Annotated in this window: 23 protein-coding genes and 1 pseudogene; 14 read left to right on the forward strand and 10 right to left on the reverse strand. The window is 40.2% G+C overall.

What is annotated here, in order from left to right:
- Positions 1-55: 55 nt before the first annotated feature.
- Positions 56-676, reverse strand: a complete 621-nt coding sequence (locus AC5YCD_RS08685; protein ID WP_496129660.1) for a YidB family protein — start codon at positions 674-676, stop codon at positions 56-58.
- A gap of 90 nt (positions 677-766) precedes the next feature.
- The gene (locus tag AC5YCD_RS08690) at positions 767-1231 is read right to left on the reverse strand and encodes a DUF6231 family protein (RefSeq protein ID WP_496129661.1); all 465 of its coding nucleotides are present in this window, start codon (positions 1229-1231) and stop codon (positions 767-769) included.
- A gap of 35 nt (positions 1232-1266) precedes the next feature.
- Between AC5YCD_RS08690 and AC5YCD_RS08695 the strand changes: the two genes are divergently transcribed.
- Positions 1267-2139, forward strand: coding sequence for a DUF2797 domain-containing protein (locus tag AC5YCD_RS08695; RefSeq protein ID WP_496129662.1), 873 nt, complete (start codon positions 1267-1269; stop codon positions 2137-2139).
- 34 nt (positions 2140-2173) lie between these two features.
- On the opposite strand, the gene AC5YCD_RS08700 is transcribed toward AC5YCD_RS08695, so the two are convergent.
- The 3 genes and pseudogenes from AC5YCD_RS08700 to AC5YCD_RS08710 all read right to left on the reverse strand — a co-directional run.
- A complete protein-coding gene (locus tag AC5YCD_RS08700) occupies positions 2174-4039 on the reverse strand; it encodes a SurA N-terminal domain-containing protein (protein WP_496129663.1) in 1866 nt (621 codons plus the stop codon).
- A 128-nt stretch (positions 4040-4167) separates the two neighbouring features.
- Positions 4168-4440, reverse strand: a complete 273-nt coding sequence (locus tag AC5YCD_RS08705) for an HU family DNA-binding protein (RefSeq protein WP_496129664.1) — start codon at positions 4438-4440, stop codon at positions 4168-4170.
- Positions 4441-4597: 157 nt separating this feature from the next.
- Positions 4598-4975 (reverse strand): annotated as a pseudogene (locus tag AC5YCD_RS08710) (phasin family protein); the annotation flags it as partial.
- 234 nt (positions 4976-5209) lie between these two features.
- Between AC5YCD_RS08710 and AC5YCD_RS08715 the strand changes: the two are divergent.
- The 8 genes from AC5YCD_RS08715 (at position 5210) to fdx (ending at position 11374) form a co-directional block, all read left to right on the forward strand.
- On the forward strand, positions 5210-5860 hold the full coding sequence (locus AC5YCD_RS08715) for a hypothetical protein (protein ID WP_496129665.1): 651 nt from the start codon (positions 5210-5212) through the stop codon (positions 5858-5860).
- 112 nt (positions 5861-5972) lie between these two features.
- Complete coding sequence (locus AC5YCD_RS08720; RefSeq protein WP_122901505.1) at positions 5973-6446, forward strand: Rrf2 family transcriptional regulator; 474 nt, start codon at positions 5973-5975, stop codon at positions 6444-6446.
- A gap of 1 nt (position 6447) precedes the next feature.
- A complete protein-coding gene (locus tag AC5YCD_RS08725; protein ID WP_496129666.1) occupies positions 6448-7665 on the forward strand; it encodes an IscS subfamily cysteine desulfurase in 1218 nt (405 codons plus the stop codon).
- 103 nt (positions 7666-7768) lie between these two features.
- Positions 7769-8158, forward strand: coding sequence for a Fe-S cluster assembly scaffold IscU (gene iscU, locus AC5YCD_RS08730; RefSeq protein ID WP_496129667.1), 390 nt, complete (start codon positions 7769-7771; stop codon positions 8156-8158).
- A 37-nt stretch (positions 8159-8195) separates the two neighbouring features.
- A complete protein-coding gene (gene iscA / locus AC5YCD_RS08735) occupies positions 8196-8516 on the forward strand; it encodes an iron-sulfur cluster assembly protein IscA (protein WP_496129668.1) in 321 nt (106 codons plus the stop codon).
- A gap of 91 nt (positions 8517-8607) precedes the next feature.
- The gene (gene hscB / locus AC5YCD_RS08740; RefSeq protein ID WP_496129669.1) at positions 8608-9123 is read left to right on the forward strand and encodes a Fe-S protein assembly co-chaperone HscB; all 516 of its coding nucleotides are present in this window, start codon (positions 8608-8610) and stop codon (positions 9121-9123) included.
- 36 nt (positions 9124-9159) lie between these two features.
- Positions 9160-11019, forward strand: a complete 1860-nt coding sequence (hscA, locus tag AC5YCD_RS08745) for a Fe-S protein assembly chaperone HscA (RefSeq protein WP_496129670.1) — start codon at positions 9160-9162, stop codon at positions 11017-11019.
- Positions 11020-11035: 16 nt separating this feature from the next.
- Entirely contained in the window at positions 11036-11374 is a 339-nt protein-coding gene (fdx, locus tag AC5YCD_RS08750) for an ISC system 2Fe-2S type ferredoxin (protein ID WP_496129671.1), read from the forward strand.
- Positions 11375-11418: 44 nt separating this feature from the next.
- On the opposite strand, the gene AC5YCD_RS08755 is transcribed toward fdx, so the two are convergent.
- On the reverse strand, positions 11419-11649 hold the full coding sequence (locus AC5YCD_RS08755; protein WP_496129672.1) for a hypothetical protein: 231 nt from the start codon (positions 11647-11649) through the stop codon (positions 11419-11421).
- Positions 11650-11876: 227 nt separating this feature from the next.
- Between AC5YCD_RS08755 and AC5YCD_RS08760 the strand changes: the two genes are divergently transcribed.
- The 5 genes from AC5YCD_RS08760 to AC5YCD_RS08780 all read left to right on the forward strand — a co-directional run bounded on the left by AC5YCD_RS08760 (position 11877) and on the right by AC5YCD_RS08780 (position 15420).
- Positions 11877-12374, forward strand: a complete 498-nt coding sequence (locus tag AC5YCD_RS08760) for a CinA family protein (RefSeq protein ID WP_496129673.1) — start codon at positions 11877-11879, stop codon at positions 12372-12374.
- A gap of 34 nt (positions 12375-12408) precedes the next feature.
- Positions 12409-13017 carry an aminotransferase gene (locus AC5YCD_RS08765; protein WP_496129674.1) on the forward strand — a complete coding sequence of 203 codons (609 nt, stop codon included), beginning with the start codon at positions 12409-12411 and terminating at the stop codon, positions 13015-13017.
- A gap of 142 nt (positions 13018-13159) precedes the next feature.
- Positions 13160-13819: a TetR/AcrR family transcriptional regulator gene (locus AC5YCD_RS08770; RefSeq protein WP_496129675.1), complete on the forward strand. Its 660-nt coding sequence runs from the start codon at positions 13160-13162 to the stop codon at positions 13817-13819.
- A gap of 115 nt (positions 13820-13934) precedes the next feature.
- Positions 13935-14855 carry an ornithine carbamoyltransferase gene (argF, locus tag AC5YCD_RS08775; protein ID WP_496129676.1) on the forward strand — a complete coding sequence of 307 codons (921 nt, stop codon included), beginning with the start codon at positions 13935-13937 and terminating at the stop codon, positions 14853-14855.
- Positions 14856-14952: 97 nt separating this feature from the next.
- Positions 14953-15420 (forward strand): hypothetical protein, encoded by a 468-nt coding sequence (locus AC5YCD_RS08780; protein WP_496129677.1) that lies wholly within the window; start codon positions 14953-14955, stop codon positions 15418-15420.
- Here AC5YCD_RS08780 and AC5YCD_RS08785 read toward each other — a convergent pair.
- From AC5YCD_RS08785 to AC5YCD_RS08800, 4 genes are all read right to left on the reverse strand, one after another.
- Positions 15417-15770 (reverse strand): YnfA family protein, encoded by a 354-nt coding sequence (locus AC5YCD_RS08785; RefSeq protein ID WP_496129678.1) that lies wholly within the window; start codon positions 15768-15770, stop codon positions 15417-15419. The genes AC5YCD_RS08780 and AC5YCD_RS08785 overlap by 4 nt on opposite strands.
- 66 nt (positions 15771-15836) lie before the next feature.
- The gene (gene clpA / locus AC5YCD_RS08790; RefSeq protein WP_496129679.1) at positions 15837-18113 is read right to left on the reverse strand and encodes an ATP-dependent Clp protease ATP-binding subunit ClpA; all 2277 of its coding nucleotides are present in this window, start codon (positions 18111-18113) and stop codon (positions 15837-15839) included.
- Positions 18114-18122: 9 nt separating this feature from the next.
- Positions 18123-18536 carry an ATP-dependent Clp protease adapter ClpS gene (gene clpS / locus AC5YCD_RS08795; protein ID WP_496129680.1) on the reverse strand — a complete coding sequence of 138 codons (414 nt, stop codon included), beginning with the start codon at positions 18534-18536 and terminating at the stop codon, positions 18123-18125.
- Between the two features lie 17 nt (positions 18537-18553).
- Positions 18554-19288: a DUF6776 family protein gene (locus AC5YCD_RS08800; RefSeq protein WP_496129681.1), complete on the reverse strand. Its 735-nt coding sequence runs from the start codon at positions 19286-19288 to the stop codon at positions 18554-18556.
- Positions 19289-19344: the final 56 nt, after the last annotated feature.

A 19344-nucleotide genomic window follows, 5' to 3' on the forward strand; every position in this document is an offset into this window, starting at 1 on the left:
TAGTCCACTTTATATTAAAAAGACCAGATCATGATCTGGTCTTTTTTATTGCCTGTTAACGTTTTAAGAAACCAGATACCAAGTTAAGCACTTGCTGAATATCATCATTGGCTTCTTGTTTACTGGTCTGCTCACCTTGTGGTGTAAGCGAATCAATAATCTCTGGTAAGACTTGAGAAATTGCCCCATACACATCTTGTTTATCGGTATGTACTTGTTGAGCCACTTGTTCAACGTCTTGGTCATCAAATAGGTTTTGTACCGCCTGTTGATTCACGCTAGCATTGGCACCTTCTCCTGTAGAGACCCAATCGTCGACTTGTGAGGTTAAGCCTTGGCCGCGTAATTTATCCAGAGCACCTTGTAAACCACCTTGTTTTTGAATCCAAGCCAATACCAGAGGTAATACCGCAATTAATAAGGTTTTACCGCCACCAGAAAAGCCAGCATTACTGCGCGGCTGCACTTGGGGTTGCTGTTGCCCACCTAATTGACCGAGCACACTGCCTAAAATACCACCCAAGCCACCTTGTGATTTATTTTGAGTTTGTTGGCCACCGAGCTGACCTAAGACACTGCCTAAAATACCCCCCAAACCGTTTTGTTGGTTGTGTTGCTGATTGCCACCTAAAGCTTGTTTTGCCAGAATCTCGACGATATTACTTAAATTTGTCATATGAATTGCCTAGTTATTGTTAAATTCCTCTCTTTCAGCATACGTATTTTGTTGGTTTTTTCCTTGGGTGCTTTGTTAAAATTTGCAAGCTTACCAACGAAATTTATCCCAATTTTCAGGATTAGCCCAAAATTTAGAGTTAAACCAATCAGGTACATGCTTATAAGTTAAAATATTAAACTGCCATAAAGCAAAATCATGTATATGGGTGGTTTTATCTATGAGCTGGGTAAAACCTAAAGCACGTAATGATTTTTCTTGACTTAAAGCGCTGACCAACACAATACGTTTAGCCATTAAGTCACGCAGTTTGACTAACAATTGTGCTTGTTGCTGTTCGTTGAGTAACTGCATCTCAGGGCTATTTAAAATTACCAATGCCACGTCATAACGTTTTTGAAAAGGCAGATTTAAAAATTCGGATACGTTAAAATATTGCCAATCAAGTTTAGGGGCAATTTGGCTTAAGTCCTGCCCTAAACATAAGGCTGTGGTAATCGGCTGCTCCTTGGATAAATCGTCTAACATTAACGTGATGACACTGTCCTCAGCCATGCGCACATCCTCTTTTTCATTCAGTGAGTATTTATATGGAATATCAAGGCATTTGCCATAAAATGCATGCCGGTCTTCAAGACACTAGTGTAACTGATCAACAAACACACAAGGCAAATGTTGAATATAAATTTATTCTAAATCGCACACAAATTGATCTACCATTTGTATTAGGCCAAGAGCTAGAGCTCGAGTGGAGTGGTCATATTTACTGTGTATCTTGTGGTAGCAAAACACCTAAGTCTTATTCGCAAGGGCATTGCTTTAAATGTTTTAAAACCAAAGCCTCATGCGATATGTGCATTATGAAGCCTGAAACATGTCACTATCATCTAGGTACTTGCCGTGAGGAACAATTTGCGCAAGAGGTTTGTTTCCAGCCACATATTGTGTATTTAGCCAATTCAAGTGCACTGAAAGTGGGTATCACCCGCTTGGGACAAATGCCAACACGTTGGCTCGATCAAGGTGCCACGCAAGCACTGCCAATTATGCAAGTCGGTTCACGTCGTTTATCCGGTCAGTTAGAAGTGATGTTTGCCGCTGAAGTCGCTGATAAAACAGATTGGCGTAAATTGCTAAAAGGTGAGGCACCGAAGCTTGATCTGATTGAGGTTCGTGATCAACTTTTGGATGATTTTGCTCCTCAAATTGAACTGATTCGTGATGAATTTAGTATGAGCCTCGATTTTAACGAAGGTGTTGAAATTTTAGAACAAGAACGCCCGCGTGAGTTTGTTTATCCTGTGACTGCTTATCCTGAAAAAATTAAGTCACATAACTTAGACAAGACCCCAAAGATTCGTGGCAAGCTTCAGGGCATCAAAGGCCAATATTTAATTTTAGATAATGGCGTAATTAATATTCGTAAATATACGGGTTACGAAATTACCATTCGTAGCGAATAAAAAAAACCAGCCCGTCGGCTGGTTTTTTTTATTGTTATTTAATTTTTGCTTTAGATTTAAGATAACGGGTGTAGTCATCTAACTCTTGTTCAGCACGCAATTTTTGATACAAACTCGTAAGCTCTTGCACCGCTTCTGGCGCTAAAGCTTCTGCACTTTTTTGTACCTTAGATACACCCACCACAATTAACTCATTAGGTAAGGTCGCAGTGGTCACTGACCAATGACCATCTTTGGGTGGCAACACACTAAATGCCGCACGTTCTACATCACGTTTTAACAGACCTTGCGAACGCGCAAAGGTGCCTGCATCTACAAAATTGATTTGCTGTTTAGCAAGAACCTGTGCCGCTGGCTGAGTTTTAAATTCATTGAGTGCAGCTTGAATTTTTGCAGTTGCGGCAGCTGCTGCTTTTTTCTCAAGCAAAGTAGCTTTAACTCGTGGTTTAGCTTCAGTCAAGCTTTGTACGCCTGCCGCGTGGTAATTACGTACCTTAACCCAAGCCACATCGCCATTCGCTAGCTGAATGCTACTTGAGGCATTACGATCACCATTTTGTACATCCGTGTTAAATAATTTACCTTTAACACTCGGATCACTGAGTACTGGATGTTGGGTACTTAAAGTCATGCCATTTAAGCTTTGTATTTGTGTACCTTTGACTTCTTGCGACACGACATCTAAAGCATCACTACTAATCACTAATTCATTCAAGGCATTAACACGATCAGAAAAGGCATTGGCCACTTTAGATTTTAAAATTTCTGCTTCTAAACGTGGCTTTTCCTGCGCCAAACTTGGCACATTGACTGCTGCAGCTTGGGCCTGAATAACATGGAAACCGTATTGAGTTTTGACCACATCGACTTGACCTGCTTTGGCTGCGGCAACGGCTTGATCAAAGTCATCACCAAATACGCCTTTGGCATAACCTTCAATCACGCCTCCCTTGCTTTTAGAGTCTGGATCTTCTGAATATTTTTGTGCAGTTGCTGCAAAGCTTGCACCTTTGCTAATTTCAGCTTGTGCTGCTGTCGCGCGTTGTTTCGCTTCAGCTTCAGAACGCCCCTCCAAAGTCACTAAAATATGCTTTACTTGCGGTGCGGCACTTGCTTGCTGGGAAGCTACAAATTTATCGTAAGCCGCTTGTAGTTCATCTGGTGTTACAGTAGCCGCTGTGGTATTGACACTACTCTGTGGTAACACAATATAGTCAACATCTACACTTGCCACCTGCTTAAAACTATTTTTATGCTGATTATAGTAGTCTGTAATCTCTTGATTGGAAACTTGAATAGCTTTTTTATAATCATCAAGCTTAATACTCGCTAGATGCAAGGTACGCTGTTCAGTTTGTAAATTCACAATTTGTTGAATATCAGTTTTACTCACCAAAGCATGCTCTAGAAACGAATTGCTTAGCATCTTTAAAGCATGATCTTGACGTAAGTTAGCAATTAAACTTTGGCTGGTCATACCCACAGAACGTAAGTAATTGGCGTATAGAGTTTCAGAAAATTGGCCATTTTCTTGGAAGCTTGGTTGTTGCGCAATCATTTGTTCAATTTGTGCATCACTTAAAGAAATACCAAGCTTTTGCGCTTGTTGCAGCAATAAAGTACGTGCCACTAAGCTATCTAAGGCTTTATTTTCAATAAAACTCTGATTAAGTAAAGTTTCATCACCGTTTACATAAGATAGATATTGTTCTTTAAACGATTTAGTGAGTGCTTCTAATTCTTTTTTAGAAATTTCATCGCCATTCACCAGTTGTGCTGTGTCTTCAGATTTACCACCGCTAAAATATCCTTCAATACCTACAAGCGCTAAAGGGGTTAAAAACAACACCAGCAAGACTTTACCTAGCCAACCCTTAATAACTTTACGAAAAGCTTCCATAAGTATTCCAATATTTTATTTGCGGGGAATTTTAACCGAAAACCCCTACTGAATGAATCATCACACGGCACAAAAACCGTGATTTCATAAAAAAACGCGCCTGAGCGCGTCTTTTGCAAGAAAAGAGCTTACGCGATTGCGTCCTTTAAGCCTTTACCCGCTTTAAAACCAGGAACTTTGCTTGCTTTAATTTCTAAAGTTTCGCCAGTTTGTGGGTTACGACCTGTACGCGCAGCACGTTCTTTTACCGCAAAAGTACCAAAACCTACTAAAGTTACTGTATCGCCTGCTTTTAGTGCATTTGTAATTGACGCAATTGTTGCATCCAATGCTTTACCTGCATCAGTTTTAGACAGTCCACCATTCTCTGCAATTGCATCGATTAATTCTGATTTATTCATGAAAATTACGTCCTCTTAATCTCTTTATTCAAGATCTAAACTATAACTAAAAACCTGTATAACGCCTTTATAGCAATGCTTTAGTGCAAAACGCAATACTATCTTGCTGCTTTTATTAAAAATAATAAAAATAATAAAAATGCTTTGCGACTAAAGCTTAAGCTTTATTTTGTAATTGCTGCTTGAGTTGTTGGTTTTCTTGTGACAAAGCATCGACTTTATCATGCAACTGTAAAATGAGTTGCTCTAGGTGCTGAATATCTTTATGCGTTGCTAAGCCTACTTTATTGAGTGATTGTTGCACACGCTGATCCCAACCTTTATCAAGTCGCTCAGGTTCATTTGCTGATTTTTCATTATGTTTTAATTTATTCGTTGAAGTTTTTTGCCCTTCATGCGTCTTCGATTCAAGTTCTTCCCCCATCTTGACTAAGTTTTCAAATAACTTCGAACCCTCTTCTTCTGCACGTGAAAATGCACCTAAACCCGCCAACCAAATTTGTTGGGTATATTTACGAAAATCCAGCATATTTTTACGAGGATTAAGTGCTTGATACGGCTTTTCTGATAGTTTATCTTTGCTTAGGCTATTTTGTGTATTTTTATCTTGATGTTGTGTTGGCATACGTTGCCTCCTTGCGGGTTTTGTGTACAGTTTTGACATCAAAAAGTGGATTTATCTTATAATAACAAAGCTAACACTTGAACGTTTTGCAAAACTGTTCTACAAAGCTGTGGCGAATTTCGATTTATTGGGCAAGGATGGTTTATGAGTCAAAGTAATAGTAACAAGAAGCAACAAGCACCCTTGGTATTGGATATGAGCATGGTCGCGCTTGAAACTTTATTTACTTTTGTATTACAGCATGATCGTGTCATTGCCCATCAAGCACAAAAATTTGTCCAACAAAACGTTCGTCTTAAAATCAATAGTTATGTGCCATATTTTGATTTTTATGTTGAATTTAATCAACATGGCATTTTATTTGATACCCAAGCACCAAACCAACCCGTGGATTTAGATATCCGCACTACCCTCATGGATTTGGTCAAAATCTTTGTGATGGGCAATAAACGTAGTATTCGTGCTATGCGTATTGAAGGTGATGTGACTTTAAAAGATGAATTTCGCGATTTAGCTTTAATGTTTAGTTTGCCTAAAGTACTTTGTGATTGGAAACAGTGGTTAAATGAGCCTTTAGAAAGCGGTGATGTACTGTCTTCCAAACATCGTATTAACCCGTTACTTGAAAAAATTGATCAACAACGCGCTAAAATTAACGCTTTGCAAGTTGAAGTTAAACAATATAAAAATCGAGTTCGTCATTTGCAGCACAAGCAAAAACGCTTAAATTTTATATTTTCAAGCCTTATACTGCTTTTAATTGTAATATTGCTGTATACTATATTCTTCGCATAAAGCGTTCATTTTCTACAAAATTACAAGCTATTTCTGCCCAATAAAAAAACTTGACTATTTTAGTCAGGATTCTTAAAATTACCCTATCTAGTCTTAACATGTGTATCGAATCATGCGCTTAACAACTCGCGGTCGCTACGCAGTGACTGCACTCCTTGACTTAGCTTTGCAGCCAACTGAACAAACGATCACGCTTGCTGAAATTGCAGCACGCCAAACGATTTCTGTTGCTTATTTAGAGCAGTTATTTGCGAAGCTCAAGCGTCACGGCCTAGTGTCTAGTGTGCGAGGTGCCAATGGTGGTTACCATTTAGCGCGCAGTGCAGATGATATTACCGTGTTAGAAATCATTGAGGCTGTAAATGAAACCGTGGATGCCACACGCTGTGACCATAAAGGCAACTGCCAAAATGGTGCAATGTGTTTAACTCACGATTTATGGCAGGAACTCTCCCATCACATCGCCGATTATCTTGCAAAAATCTCACTTGCTGACTTAATTGCCCGTGACAACGTACAAACCGTTGCCATTCGCCAAAATTCAGCATCTTTTGATTCAGCCCTTTTATCGGTTACAGGTATTTGACATGAAACGTCCGATTTATCTTGATTACGCAGCAACAACTCCTGTCGACCCTCAAGTTGCAGAACGCATGGTAGAGTGCCTTACGTTTGAAGGTACTTTTGGTAATGCCGCATCTCGCTCACATGCTTATGGCTGGCAAGCAGAAGAAAAAGTAGAATATGCACGTGAACAAGTTGCGAATTTAGTTAAAGCAGATCCACGTGAGATTGTTTGGACTTCTGGTGCAACAGAATCAGATAACTTAGCGCTGAAAGGCGTAGCACAATTCTATGCCTCTAAAGGTAAGCACATTATTACCTCTAAAATTGAACATAAAGCAATTTTAGATACGTGTCGCGAACTTGAATCTGAAGGTTTTGAGATTACTTATATTGAGCCACAACCGCAAACAGGTTTAATTACACCTGAAATGGTTGAAGCTGCGATTCGTCCAGATACCATTTTAGTATCGCTGATGATGGTGAATAACGAAATCGGTACCATTACCGACGTTGCTGCCATTGGTGAAATTACACGTGCTAAGAAAATTTTCTTCCACGTCGATGCTGCACAAGCTGCTGGTAAAGTTGAAATCGACCTTTCTACCATGAAAATCGATTTAATGAGCTTCTCTGCACATAAAATCTATGGTCCTAAAGGTATTGGTGCTTTATTCGTACGTCGTAGCCCACGTGTACGTCTAAAAGGTCAAATGCACGGTGGTGGTCATGAACGCGGTATGCGCTCTGGTACACTCGCAACTCATCAAATTGTGGGTATGGGTGAAGCATTTGAACTTGCAGGTAGAAACCTAGCTGCAGAGCAAGCACGCATTCGTGTATTACGTGACAAATTGTGGAACGGTTTACAAGGTTTAGAACAAGTGTTCTTAAACGGTCACCCAACATATAACGTGGCGAACTACTTAAACGTAAGTTTCAACTTTGTTGAAGGTGAATCATTGATGATGGCGTTAAAAGACGCTGCTGTTTCATCTGGTTCTGCATGTACATCAGCAACACTTGAGCCATCGTATGTATTACGTGCGCTTGGTCTATCTGATGAACTCGCACACAGCTCTATCCGTTTCAGCTTTGGTAAATACACCACTGAAGAAGATATTGATCATGTGTTAAGTATCACCCAAGCTGCTGTTGAGAAGTTACGTGAACTTTCTCCGCTTTGGGATATGTATAAAGAAGGTATTGACCTCTCTAAAGTTGAGTGGACTGAGCACTAATTATACTTTGAGATTGTAGCTTTACTAGTGCAATCTCATTGACTTTAATGTTTTAACCCTCATATTAAATATTAACGCTGACCCCGAGGTTTGGAGAAGCAACATGGCTTATAGCGAAAAAGTGATCGATCATTACGAAAACCCTCGTAATGTTGGTGTATTAGACAAAAATGCTGAAAACGTAGGTACAGGTATGGTGGGTGCACCTGCATGTGGCGACGTGATGCGTTTACAAATCCAAGTCAATGACGAAGGCGTGATTGAAGAAGCACGTTTTAAAACTTACGGTTGTGGTTCTGCAATCGCATCAAGTTCATTGGTAACTGAATGGTTAAAAGGTAAAACTTTAGATCAAGCTCAAGCAATCAAGAATATTGATATTGCTAACGAACTTGCCCTACCTCCAGTAAAAGTACACTGCTCTGTACTTGCTGAAGATGCAATTAAAGCAGCCGTAGAAGATTACCGCAGCAAACGCACTGACAAAGCTTAATTGTTCTGAGTTTTAGATTGAATTTAACGGAGTTTTCATGATCAATTTAACTGAAAGTGCTGCAGCTCATATCAGCAATTACCTAAAAAATCGAGGTAAGGGTGAAGGCATTCGCGTTGGTGTGAAAACTTCAGGCTGTTCAGGCTTAGCCTACGTGCTTGAGTTTGTAGACGAAGTCGATACACACGATCAAATGTTTGAACAATTTGGTGTAAAAGTGTTCGTTGACCCTAAAAGCCTAGTTTATCTTGAAGGTATGCAGATGGACTATGTTAAAGATGGGCTTAACGAAGGCTTCGAATTTAATAATCCAAACAAAAAAGGCGAATGTGGCTGCGGCGAATCTTTTACCGTTTAAGCCTCCACATGTGTCTTGTTTTGCATTAAAACAGTGTCATTTACACTGTTTTAATTGCATTTAACCTCAGTAAAATTAGCCGGAATCTCCCATGAATCATTTTGAGTTGTTCAACCTTCCTGTAGCACTCGATATTGATTTAGCCACTTTAAAAGCCGAATTTTTAAAGTTGCAGCAACAATATCATCCTGATAAAGCCAGCGACAAAGATCAAGCCTTGATCAAATCAAGCGAGATTAATCAGGCCTATAAAGTGTTATCTCAGGTGGATAGCCGCGCGGGATATTTATTAGGCTTAAAGAAACAAGATTATCATCTCGATCAATCGATTAGTGATTTTGAATTTTTACAAGATGCACTCGAAATTCGTGAACAGCTTGATGATGCACGTGCTAGTGAAGAATTACAGTCATTAAAAGTTGAAGTGCAACAGTGGATTGATGGTTTAGTCCGTGAATTTAAAATTGATTATGAGGATGAAGATTGGGGTGAAGCGCGCGATACAGTGCGTAAGCTGCGTTTCTTTGTCAAAGTCATGGCGGATATTGAAAAAGCCGAAGATCGCATCCTAGATGATGAAGACTTTGATTTAGATGATGATTTTTAATTGATATATTTATTTTTAGTTCAAAGGATGTAACGCATGGCGCTCTTGCAAATTGCAGAACCTGGTCAATCAAGTGCACCGCATGAACACCGTATTGCGATTGGCATCGATTTAGGCACTACTCACTCACTCGTGGCAACTGTACTTTCAGGTCAGGCCAAAGTATTGCATGATCAACAAGGTCGAGTTTTACTCCCTTCGATTGCACACTACAATGAACAAAGTGCGCTTTATGGTGATGAAGCCAAAGCTTTTATAACCACAGATCCCAAAAATACGATTGTTTCAGTCAAACGTTTTATGGGACGTTCAAAAGCGGATATTAAATTCCAGCACCCCTATGAATTGATGGGTGAAGACCATCAGATGCCTGCTTTTGTAACAGCGCAAGGGCCTAAAACACCGGTTGAGATTTCAGCTGAAATTTTAAATCAGCTGAAATTGCGTGCTGAAGAGAGCTTAAAAAATCCAATTAATGGTGCGGTGATTACCGTACCTGCTTATTTTGATGAAGCACAGCGTCAAGCGACACGTGATGCAGCGGAACTTGCCGGCTTAAACGTATTACGTTTACTGAACGAACCGACTGCTGCTGCGGTAGCCTATGGTCTAGATCAAGATGCGAACTTAGCCACTGACCGTAACTACGTGATTTACGATTTAGGCGGCGGTACATTTGACGTTTCTATCTTACGTTTCTCTCAAGGCGTATTTGAAGTCTTAGCAACAGGTGGTCATACCGCATTAGGTGGCGATGACCTCGATCGCTTAATCGTGAAATGGGCAAAAAAGCAACTCAGTATTGAAAGCCTAGATGATCATCAATACGCGCAAGTTTTAGTAGCTGCTCGTCAAGCCAAAGAAGCACTTACCAATAAAGACAGTGTTAGTCTTCAGGTTTTAGATCAAGTTTTAACTTTAGATCGCCAAACTTTTGAAGCCATTATTAAAGTGGCTTTAGATAAGACCATTAGCGTATGTAAGCGTGTATTGCGTGATGCTAAACTTGAACTTAGTGATATTCAAAATGTGGTTTTGGTGGGTGGTTCAACACGTTCATATGCAGTGCAAAAAGCCGTCCGTGAAGTTTTTGATCAAGAGCCGCTTTGCACCATTAACCCAGATGAAGTGGTGGCAATTGGTGCATCTATTACAGCAAATCAACTGATTGGCAACAGTACCGATGGTTCATTATTGCTGGATGTTACCCCACTGTCTTTAGGTTTAGAGACCATGGGCGGTTTGGTTGAACGTCTAATTTCACGTAACACTGCAATTCCGGTAGCACGCCGTCAAGAATTTACCACCTATCAAGATGGTCAAACAGCGATGCTGATTCATGTGGTACAAGGCGAACGTGATTTAGTAGAGCATTGTCGTAGCTTAGGTCGCTTTGTATTGCGTGGTATCCCGCCGATGACAGCCGGTCAAGCACGTATTGAAGTCACCTTCCAAGTTGATGCAGATGGTTTACTCAGTGTTTCAGCCAAAGAAACCACTTCTGGCGTCAACGCACATATTGACATCAAACCATCTTATGGTTTATCTGATCAAGATATGGAACGTTTACTGCTGGATGGCTTTAAATTCGCTGAAGTCGATAAAGCATTACGTCATTTAAATGAAACCAAAGTTGAAGCAAAACGTGAGCTTGAAGCTTTAGCACCTGCTCTACAAGCAGATGCACATTTACTTGATCACACACAGCAGAACGCACTTGAAGCCGCAAAAGCACAGCTCGAAGCGACCCTAAATGGCACTGATATTGATGCCATTGAAAAAGCTGTGGCCGCTCTAAAAGTCCATACTGATGCTTTTGCTGCATTACGAATGAACCAACATATTGATGCTGCTTTAAAAGGCACCAAATTAGATGACTGGTCTAACTCAAATTAATTTATAGGTAACGACTATGCCACGTATTAAAGTATTGCCACATGCAACCATTTGCCCAGAAGGCAAAGAATTTGATGTTGAGACCAATGCCAATTTGTGCGAAAGCCTGTTGGAAAATGGTGTCAAAATTGAACATGCATGTGACATGTCATGTGCTTGTACCACCTGTCACGTTGTGGTACGTAAAGGTTTTGACAGCCTAGAAGACATGGACGATGTTGAAGCAGATTTGCTTGATCGTGCCTGGGGCTTAGAACCTGACTCGCGTTTATGCTGTCAGGTGCGTGTTGTGGATCAAGATCTAGAAGTCGAAATTCCAAAATACACCATCAATCATGCTTCTGAAAATCACTAAGCTGCTTGAATAAAAAACCACGCTTAATGCGTGGTTTTTTTTATTTAAATTGCAATGACTTTGACTAAAATATTTTGCGTTACCTCGAGTTCTTCAGCAGTTTGCTTGCGGTTTAGCTCTTTACTTTTCACTTTAAATTGTAAATTTTGATAGCTAATCGTCTCTGGAATTTGATCAAAATATAAAGCATCAGCCTCGAGTTCTTGTTGAAAGAGCGGCGTTCCTAATTGATAGTCACTACTTTTTAATACCACATATTTTACAATCGTTTTCATGTTATAAACCTACTTTCACTAAGCACTTTATTTTTATTTTTAACAGCTTTTTAAGCTAGATGATACTTATTTTTTTGTAGTTTGTCGTTTTTATACCCAACCAAGCTGCAGCTGTATTTGTCTTAGGCAATTTATGATTTTTTAATATTTTTAATTCCTTAAATGACTTATTTAAGACGTATTTTTGTTTTATGCTGATGCCTACTCATACTATTTATTAAAATAAAATGCTAAAAATTTGTTGTGATGATTTAGAACGATACGGCCTAAAAATTGCTTTTATTGAAAGTGCCAGTGCTGGCTATTTAGCAAGTCAATTTGCCTTATATAAGAATACCGGCACCAATATCTTGTTAGGTGGTCTGGTATGTTATGATCCATGGGTCAAAGAAGAAATCTTAAATATTCCTAAAGCCTTCATACAACGTTATAGCGCTGAATCTTTACAGGTCACTGAGGCGATGGCAGCAGCTGGACAACGCTTGTTCCCTTGTGCTGATATTGTAGTTGCCTGCACCGGTCTTTTAAAACCGGGTGGCTCTGCAACTCTGGATAAGCCTGAAGGTACCTTTTTTATTAGCTTAGCCTATCAAGGCGATATGATTAGTCAGCGCTATTATTTTAAACATGCGCCTAGCTTACGTTTAAACGCCTTAATTTCAGCAGTATGTCAACTTTTAATCAACACATTACAACAACATAATCTTGCTACGCCTTCTTCTTAAAATACTCAATTCACAATAACAGAGGATGTTAAAGATGAACATTAGGATTTTATTATTGAGCTTATCGGCTCTGCCGAGTGTAACTTTCGCTACAGTAGGTGGACCACAAACCATTGAGGTACTAGGCTATGATGCAGCAGATCAAAAGGTCTATATTTTACGACATTTTCATGATGGACGCGGACGCCTGCCGCAACTCTCTTATTATCTTCTCGCCAGTCCACAAGCACAGCAACGCATTGACGTTACTTCACTGTATATCCATCCTCAGACCCAAAAAATCGATGTCGACCAAGAGCCAACCCGCTTCAATCAGGCTTTAGCCCAAATTCAAAAACGCTTACAACCTTTACCAAAGATTCCAACCCGCTCATTACAACTCAATGTTATACAACGCCTACAACGCAGTGTTGCGTCCCCTATGGACCCCTCTAGCAATCTCAGGCAGTATCAATATTGTTACCAACTACAAACCGCTACATTGCGTAGCGCTATAGACTACGCCATCAGTTACCAGCCTGATCTTGCCATTAGTCAGAGTTATAAGATTCCTCAACATAATAAAGTGTTGGCTGTAGTCAAGTATCAAGGTATTGCCATTGAAGGCGGCTATAGTGTAGAAGATGCCCTTATTTTAAAATAAATCACATCTCTAGCGCATTGATTTGGACTTTTATTTTAAGCCAATACGGCTAAATCATGGCTTTTGCAGTAATTGATAGATTTTTTTGTTATGATCACTCCTATGCCTTTATCCATGATTTATTTTGGTGTTTTCTACCTCTATGCCTGATTTTGAGCACATTGAACCGTTACGCGACATGCCCCAAACGAAACGTGGGCATGAGCGTTGTCTTGCCCTGTTACTCAGCGCCAATCGTCTATTTTTAGAAAAAGGCTATGATGCAGTGTCTTTAGACGATATTGTCACTCATGCAGGGGGTTCAAAAGCTTCTATTTATAAGTATTTTGGCAATAAAGAAGGCTTGTTTACAGCAATTTGTGATTACCGCTGTGAACAATTTTTTAAAGATATTTGTTTACCCTTTATTCAAGCCGATCAAGATTTAAGAACCTATTTAATTGACACATTGGTTCGTTTTTATTTACACATTATCCAGCCAGAGAATGCCGCCTTTTTACGTTTAATTTTGGAACAAAGTCAACGTAATACTGAACTTGCAATTTATATTCATGAACAAGGCCCAAAGGAACTGCAGCAAAGTTTGGCACATGCTTTACAAGTCGCTCATGATAAGCAGTATATTGTCTGTAAAAACCCGATTTACTCAGCCCAAATGTACTTTGGTATTTTGCGTAATTTGGAATGGCGCGTGCTTTTAGGTCTACCCCTACCCCAGCCTTGCGAAAAAATTGATCAAGAAACACTCGAATACATTCATTATTGTGTTGATATGTTCCTAGACGGTCATCAAAAGGTCTAGTTTTTTTGCAATTTCACCTGCATATAGTATATTAATCGATTCCCTATTTTTGTTTAACCAACCAACAACTAATTGTTGTTTCCTTTGAAACTTAGCAATTATTGTGGAGTAACGAATGGCTCTACGTCACTTTTTAACCCTACGCGACTTATCGACTTTAGAACTGAACCAAATTGTGCAACGCGGTATTGAACTTAAGCGTATGCAACATAATAACCAAGTGTTCCAACCATTTACTGGCAAAGTCATGGGCATGATTTTTGAAAAATCGAGCACACGTACTCGCGTTTCGTTTGAAGCAGGCATGAGTCAATTTGGTGGTAGCGCGATTTTCTTATCTTCACGCGATACGCAATTGGGCCGCGGTGAACCGATTGAAGATTCTGCCCGCGTGATTTCAAGCATGCTGGATATTGTCATGATCCGCACCTTTGGTCATGACATTGTTGAACGCTTTGCCTCGTATTCTAAAGTACCGGTGATTAATGCCTTAACCGATGATCATCACCCATGCCAATTGTTGGCAGACATGCAAACCTTTGTTGAACACCGCGGTTCAATTCAAGGCAAAACAGTGGCTTGGATTGGTGATGGCAATAATATGTGTAACTCATATATTGAAGCTGCACATATGTGGGGCTTTAAACTAAAAATCGCTGCGCCTAAGGGCTATGAACCGCAAGAAAAATTCCTAAGTGAATTTGCGCACTGTGTAGAATTAGTTGATTCAGCTGAAGATGCCGCTGTCAACGCTGATCTGATTGTGACCGACGTTTGGGCGAGCATGGGTCAAGAAGAAGAGCAAAAAATCCGTGAAAAAGCCTTTGCTGATTATCAAGTCAATGAACGCCTTATGGATTTAGCCCATCCTGATTGCTTATTCATGCATTGCTTACCTGCACATCGCGGTGAAGAAATTTCTGAAAATATGCTTGATCACAAAAATGCGGTGGTATGGGATGAAGCAGAGAACCGCTTACATGCACAAAAAGCCTTGGTTGAATTTTTAATTAATGAGAACTTAAAAAAAGATTAATTTTTCTTTAATTAAGTTCACAAAAAGAAGCATCCCTTAGGGGTGCTTTTTTTTATTTTTGCGGCATAATGAAATCAGCCCCATGCTAGGTGATGTTATGCAATTATTAAAAAAAACAGTGCTGTTGAGTTTAAGTCTTGTGCTGTCGGCACCTGTACTTGCAACCGAATTTGATCAATATTTACAACAACAGAAAATCATTGATCACAAGTTTAAAATTAAAAATTCAAAGCAACTTAATGATTTATTAACTGTACTCAGTGCCGAGGACTCTCGCACCCTGCCCTTACAAATTGATCAAAATACTGTAATTGAAAAGCTGCAATTATCCAGCAGTAAAACACAATTGACAGGTTTAATTGTGACACCCGATTTTGAGCAATTTGAGCGTGATTTAGGACGCGCTGAAGTACAGAATTTAATTAAAAAGAATTTAAGTCAAAATTGCGAAATTTTCTTTGAGCATGAGTATCAACGTGCCAATCCTTATCGTGTGGTGTTAAATTTAAGCTCTGCTCAACATCAATATACGGTGGAATTAAAACAAAAAGACTGTGCGTTTTAACGAAGCAAGCCTTGGGGTTGTAAAATAATCACCAAGGCACCGCCTATTACAATCAAGCCACCCAGCACATCCCAACGACTCAGAGCCATACCGTCCACATACTTTAACCACAGCAAAGCCGTAGCAATATAGATACCGCCATAAGCGGCATAGATGCGCCCAGAGGCTGCAGGATGTAAAGTTAATAACCAAACAAAGGCCATTAAAGCCAAAGCTGTTGGCAACCATAACCAGTGGGACTTTTGCTGATTTAAGATTAAATAAGGGAAATAACATCCCAAGATTTCCATCACTGCGGTGATAAAAAACAAGCCCAAAGTACTTAACAGTTTAGTCAGCTGAATGTCCATAAATGCTCAAATATAATGTTCATAAAAAAACCCATGCGTACATGGGTCTTGTATAGGGCCTAGCAATTAAGCAGGTTCAGCTGTTTGGTCTTCAAACACTTCGAGTTTGAGTCCTACTGCTTTGCCATTTTCTTTTTTCACAGACACGGCAACATTCCCACCATGGTCCGCCAGTTCACCAAATAGAATCATTTCAGCCAGTGGCTTTTTCAGATGCTCTTGAATCAGACGCTGCATTGGACGTGCACCCATGAGACGGTCGTAACCATGCTCCACCATCCACTCACGCGCATCTTGATCAACTTCAAGAACTACACGTTTCTCATCTAGCTGAGCTTGCAGTTCAGTTAAGAACTTATCTACCACACTTTCAATCACAGAGGTTGGTAAGGCTTGGAATTGAATTACGCTATCTAAACGGTTACGGAATTCAGGTGAGAATGCCTTTTTCATGGCATCAGTATTGTCTTTGCTATTGTCTTGCTCCACAAAACCAATGCTGGTACGAGAAATACTTTCTGCACCTACGTTGGTGGTCAGTACTAATACCACATTACGGAAATCAGATTTACGACCATTATTGTCGGTTAATGCACCATGATCCATAATTTGTAGCAATAGATTAAAGACATCTGGATGGGCTTTTTCAATTTCATCGAGTAATAACACACAATGCGGATTTTTATGAATCGCATCGGTCAATAAACCACCTTGATCAAAACCTACATAACCTGGAGGTGCACCAATTAAGCGTGATACTGCATGGCGCTCCATATATTCAGACATGTCAAAACGTACTAATTCCACGCCTAACAATTTGGCCAGCTGTTTGGTGACTTCAGTTTTACCCACCCCAGTTGGCCCAGCAAATACAAAACTACCGACAGGTTTATCAGGTGATTTTAGCCCGGCACGCGACAGTTTAATCGCTGAAGCTAAAGCCTCAATCGCTTCATCTTGACCAAACACCACTCGTTTTAAATCGCGCTCTAAATGACCCAAAACGGTTTTATCATCTTTAGACACAGTTTTTGGTGGAATACGTGCAATTTTTGATACGATGTCTTCGATATTTTCCACTGTGATTAAGGTATCGTCTTGTTCTGCTTTTAAGCGACGCTGCGCGCCTGCTTCATCAATAACATCAATGGCTTTATCAGGCAAGAAACGATCATTAATAAATTTAGCCGATAATTCAACCGCAGCAATTAAGGCGCTGTCATCGTATTCGACATTATGGAAATCTTCGAATTTAACTTTTAAGCCACGTAAAATATCGATGGTTTCATTAATCGAAGGTTCATTGACATCGATTTTTTGGAAACGGCGTGATAAAGCATGGTCTTTTTCAAACACTTGGCGGTATTCTTGGAAGGTAGTCGAACCAATGCAACGTAAAGTGCCATTAGAGAGTGCTGGCTTAATTAAATTCGAGGCATCCATGGTACTGCCCATACTTGAGCCTGCACCAATAATCATGTGAATTTCATCAATGAATAATACTGCATCAGGTTTTTTCTTTAACGCATTCAGCAATTGCTTCAAACGCTTTTCAAAGTCACCGCGGTACTTAGTGCCTGCCACCAAAGCGCCAATATCAAGACTGTAAATTTCAGCATTTTCTAGAGGCTTTGGTGCTTTACCATTGACAATAAGCCATGCCAAACCTTCAGCAATTGAGGTTTTACCCACCCCAGGATCACCCACCAACAGCGGGTTATTTTTACGACGACGACATAGGATTTGTGCCGCACGTTCGATTTCTTTTTCACGACCAATTAAAGGATCTGTTTTGCCTTTTTGTGCTTCAAGATTTAGATTTGTGGTATAGAGCTCAAGCGGACCCGAATTGGTAGAACTGCTCGTTTCACCATCTAACTCTTCGGTTTCTTCTTCAGGCTGGGCATCTTCCTTACGCGCTCCATGCGATAAGTACTGGGTGAGCGTTAAGCGATTAATCTGATGACGTTTGAGTAAATAGACCGCAAATGAGTCACGCTCTGAATACATGGCCACCAAAATATCTGCACCTTCTACCGTACGATCACCGCCGCTCGATTGCACATGAAAAATGGCTCGCTGCAAAATACGATCAAAACTTTCGGTTGGATGTGGTGCTTGCTCAGCTTGTTCACCCAATTTAGGGGTGTGCTGTTCAATATATTCTTCTAATTCTTTTCTTAAGACGATAATATCCGCACCACAGGCTTTTAAAGCGGTGACCGCAGAATCATTGTCCAATAAGGCCAATAGCAAATGTTCAACTGTTAGAAACTCGTGGCGCTTTTGTCGAGCCATGCTAACAGCCAAACGTAGCGATACTTCTAATTGACGACTGAGCATGCAACCCCCTTAACTTTTCGGCTCAATTTGACACAATAAAGGATGTCCTTGAGCTCTAGCATAATTATTGACTTGGTTGGCTTTGGTTTCTGCAATGTCTCGCGGATAGACCCCAGCTACACCTTTTCCTTCATAATGTACTGTTAACATTACTTGAGTTGCTTGGTCAAGATTCATTGCAAAGTATTGTTGTAAAATTTCGATTACAAAGTCCATTGGCGTGTAATCATCGTTCATTAACAAGACCATATATAACGGTGGACGCTTCAGTTCAGGTGGTGCAGGTTTAACCGCAACATCGCCCTGTTCATCGTGGTGTGGGACTTCACCTAAACGCGGCTCTAGATGCCAATCAACAAAACCTGATTGTTGAAAAGTACTTTTGATTTGATTTAAACATATAGAACGCTGAGAACTTGGCATATGACTCTGATTCACCATTATTGGGCATTAGCTTCGACTTGTGGGATCTCTGCGACAAAGGCAGAGGCTGATTCAATCGCTTGACCACGCGACCAACTAAAACGCTTAGTTACCGGGGTCGCCCCTGTCAAACGAACTTCAATAAATTGTGGCGTAAATCCTTTGGGCATGGTCCAACGACCCGTTAGACGCTCATAATTTTCAAAACCAAATTGATTATCTTCAAGCGGAACGGTCAGCACTTCTGTACCACGAATTAAACGCAGCTCTACACTGCCAGTTGCACGGCGGTTATTGGGACTCACTTGCACCAAATCAATTTGGTATTCATAAGCATTGTCAGGCAAAGATTTAATGCCTAGATTTTGAATGGTGAGGCTTAGACCACCGCGTTGTTTTAATACCTCGCGATAAATGGCACTCATGCCTTCAGCCTGTTGTTGATTGGCTTTGGCTTGATTGACTGCTGCATACAGGTCATTGGAATTGGTCACAGCCACATCACGCTCTTGAATTGCTGCATTTAAGCTTTTATTGAGTGATTCAAGGCTGGCTTTTTGTTTTTGAACTACGTCTACCAGTTGTTCTGCATCCGCATCAAAACCAGTGACCGTTAAGCCCTGACGATGCCCGATTGAATACGCCAAAAAACCACTACTCAGCATCAAAATGGCTGCACCAATTGCGAGTGGTAAATTACCTTGTAACATCGGTTTTTTTTGTGTTGTTGTATTTGAATCGGTGTCTTGCATTGTCATCTCTTACGTCAATTTAAAGCCAAGCACACACATTTAACGGCAAATTTAAA

This window comes from Acinetobacter sp. CY05, from assembly GCF_059515805.1.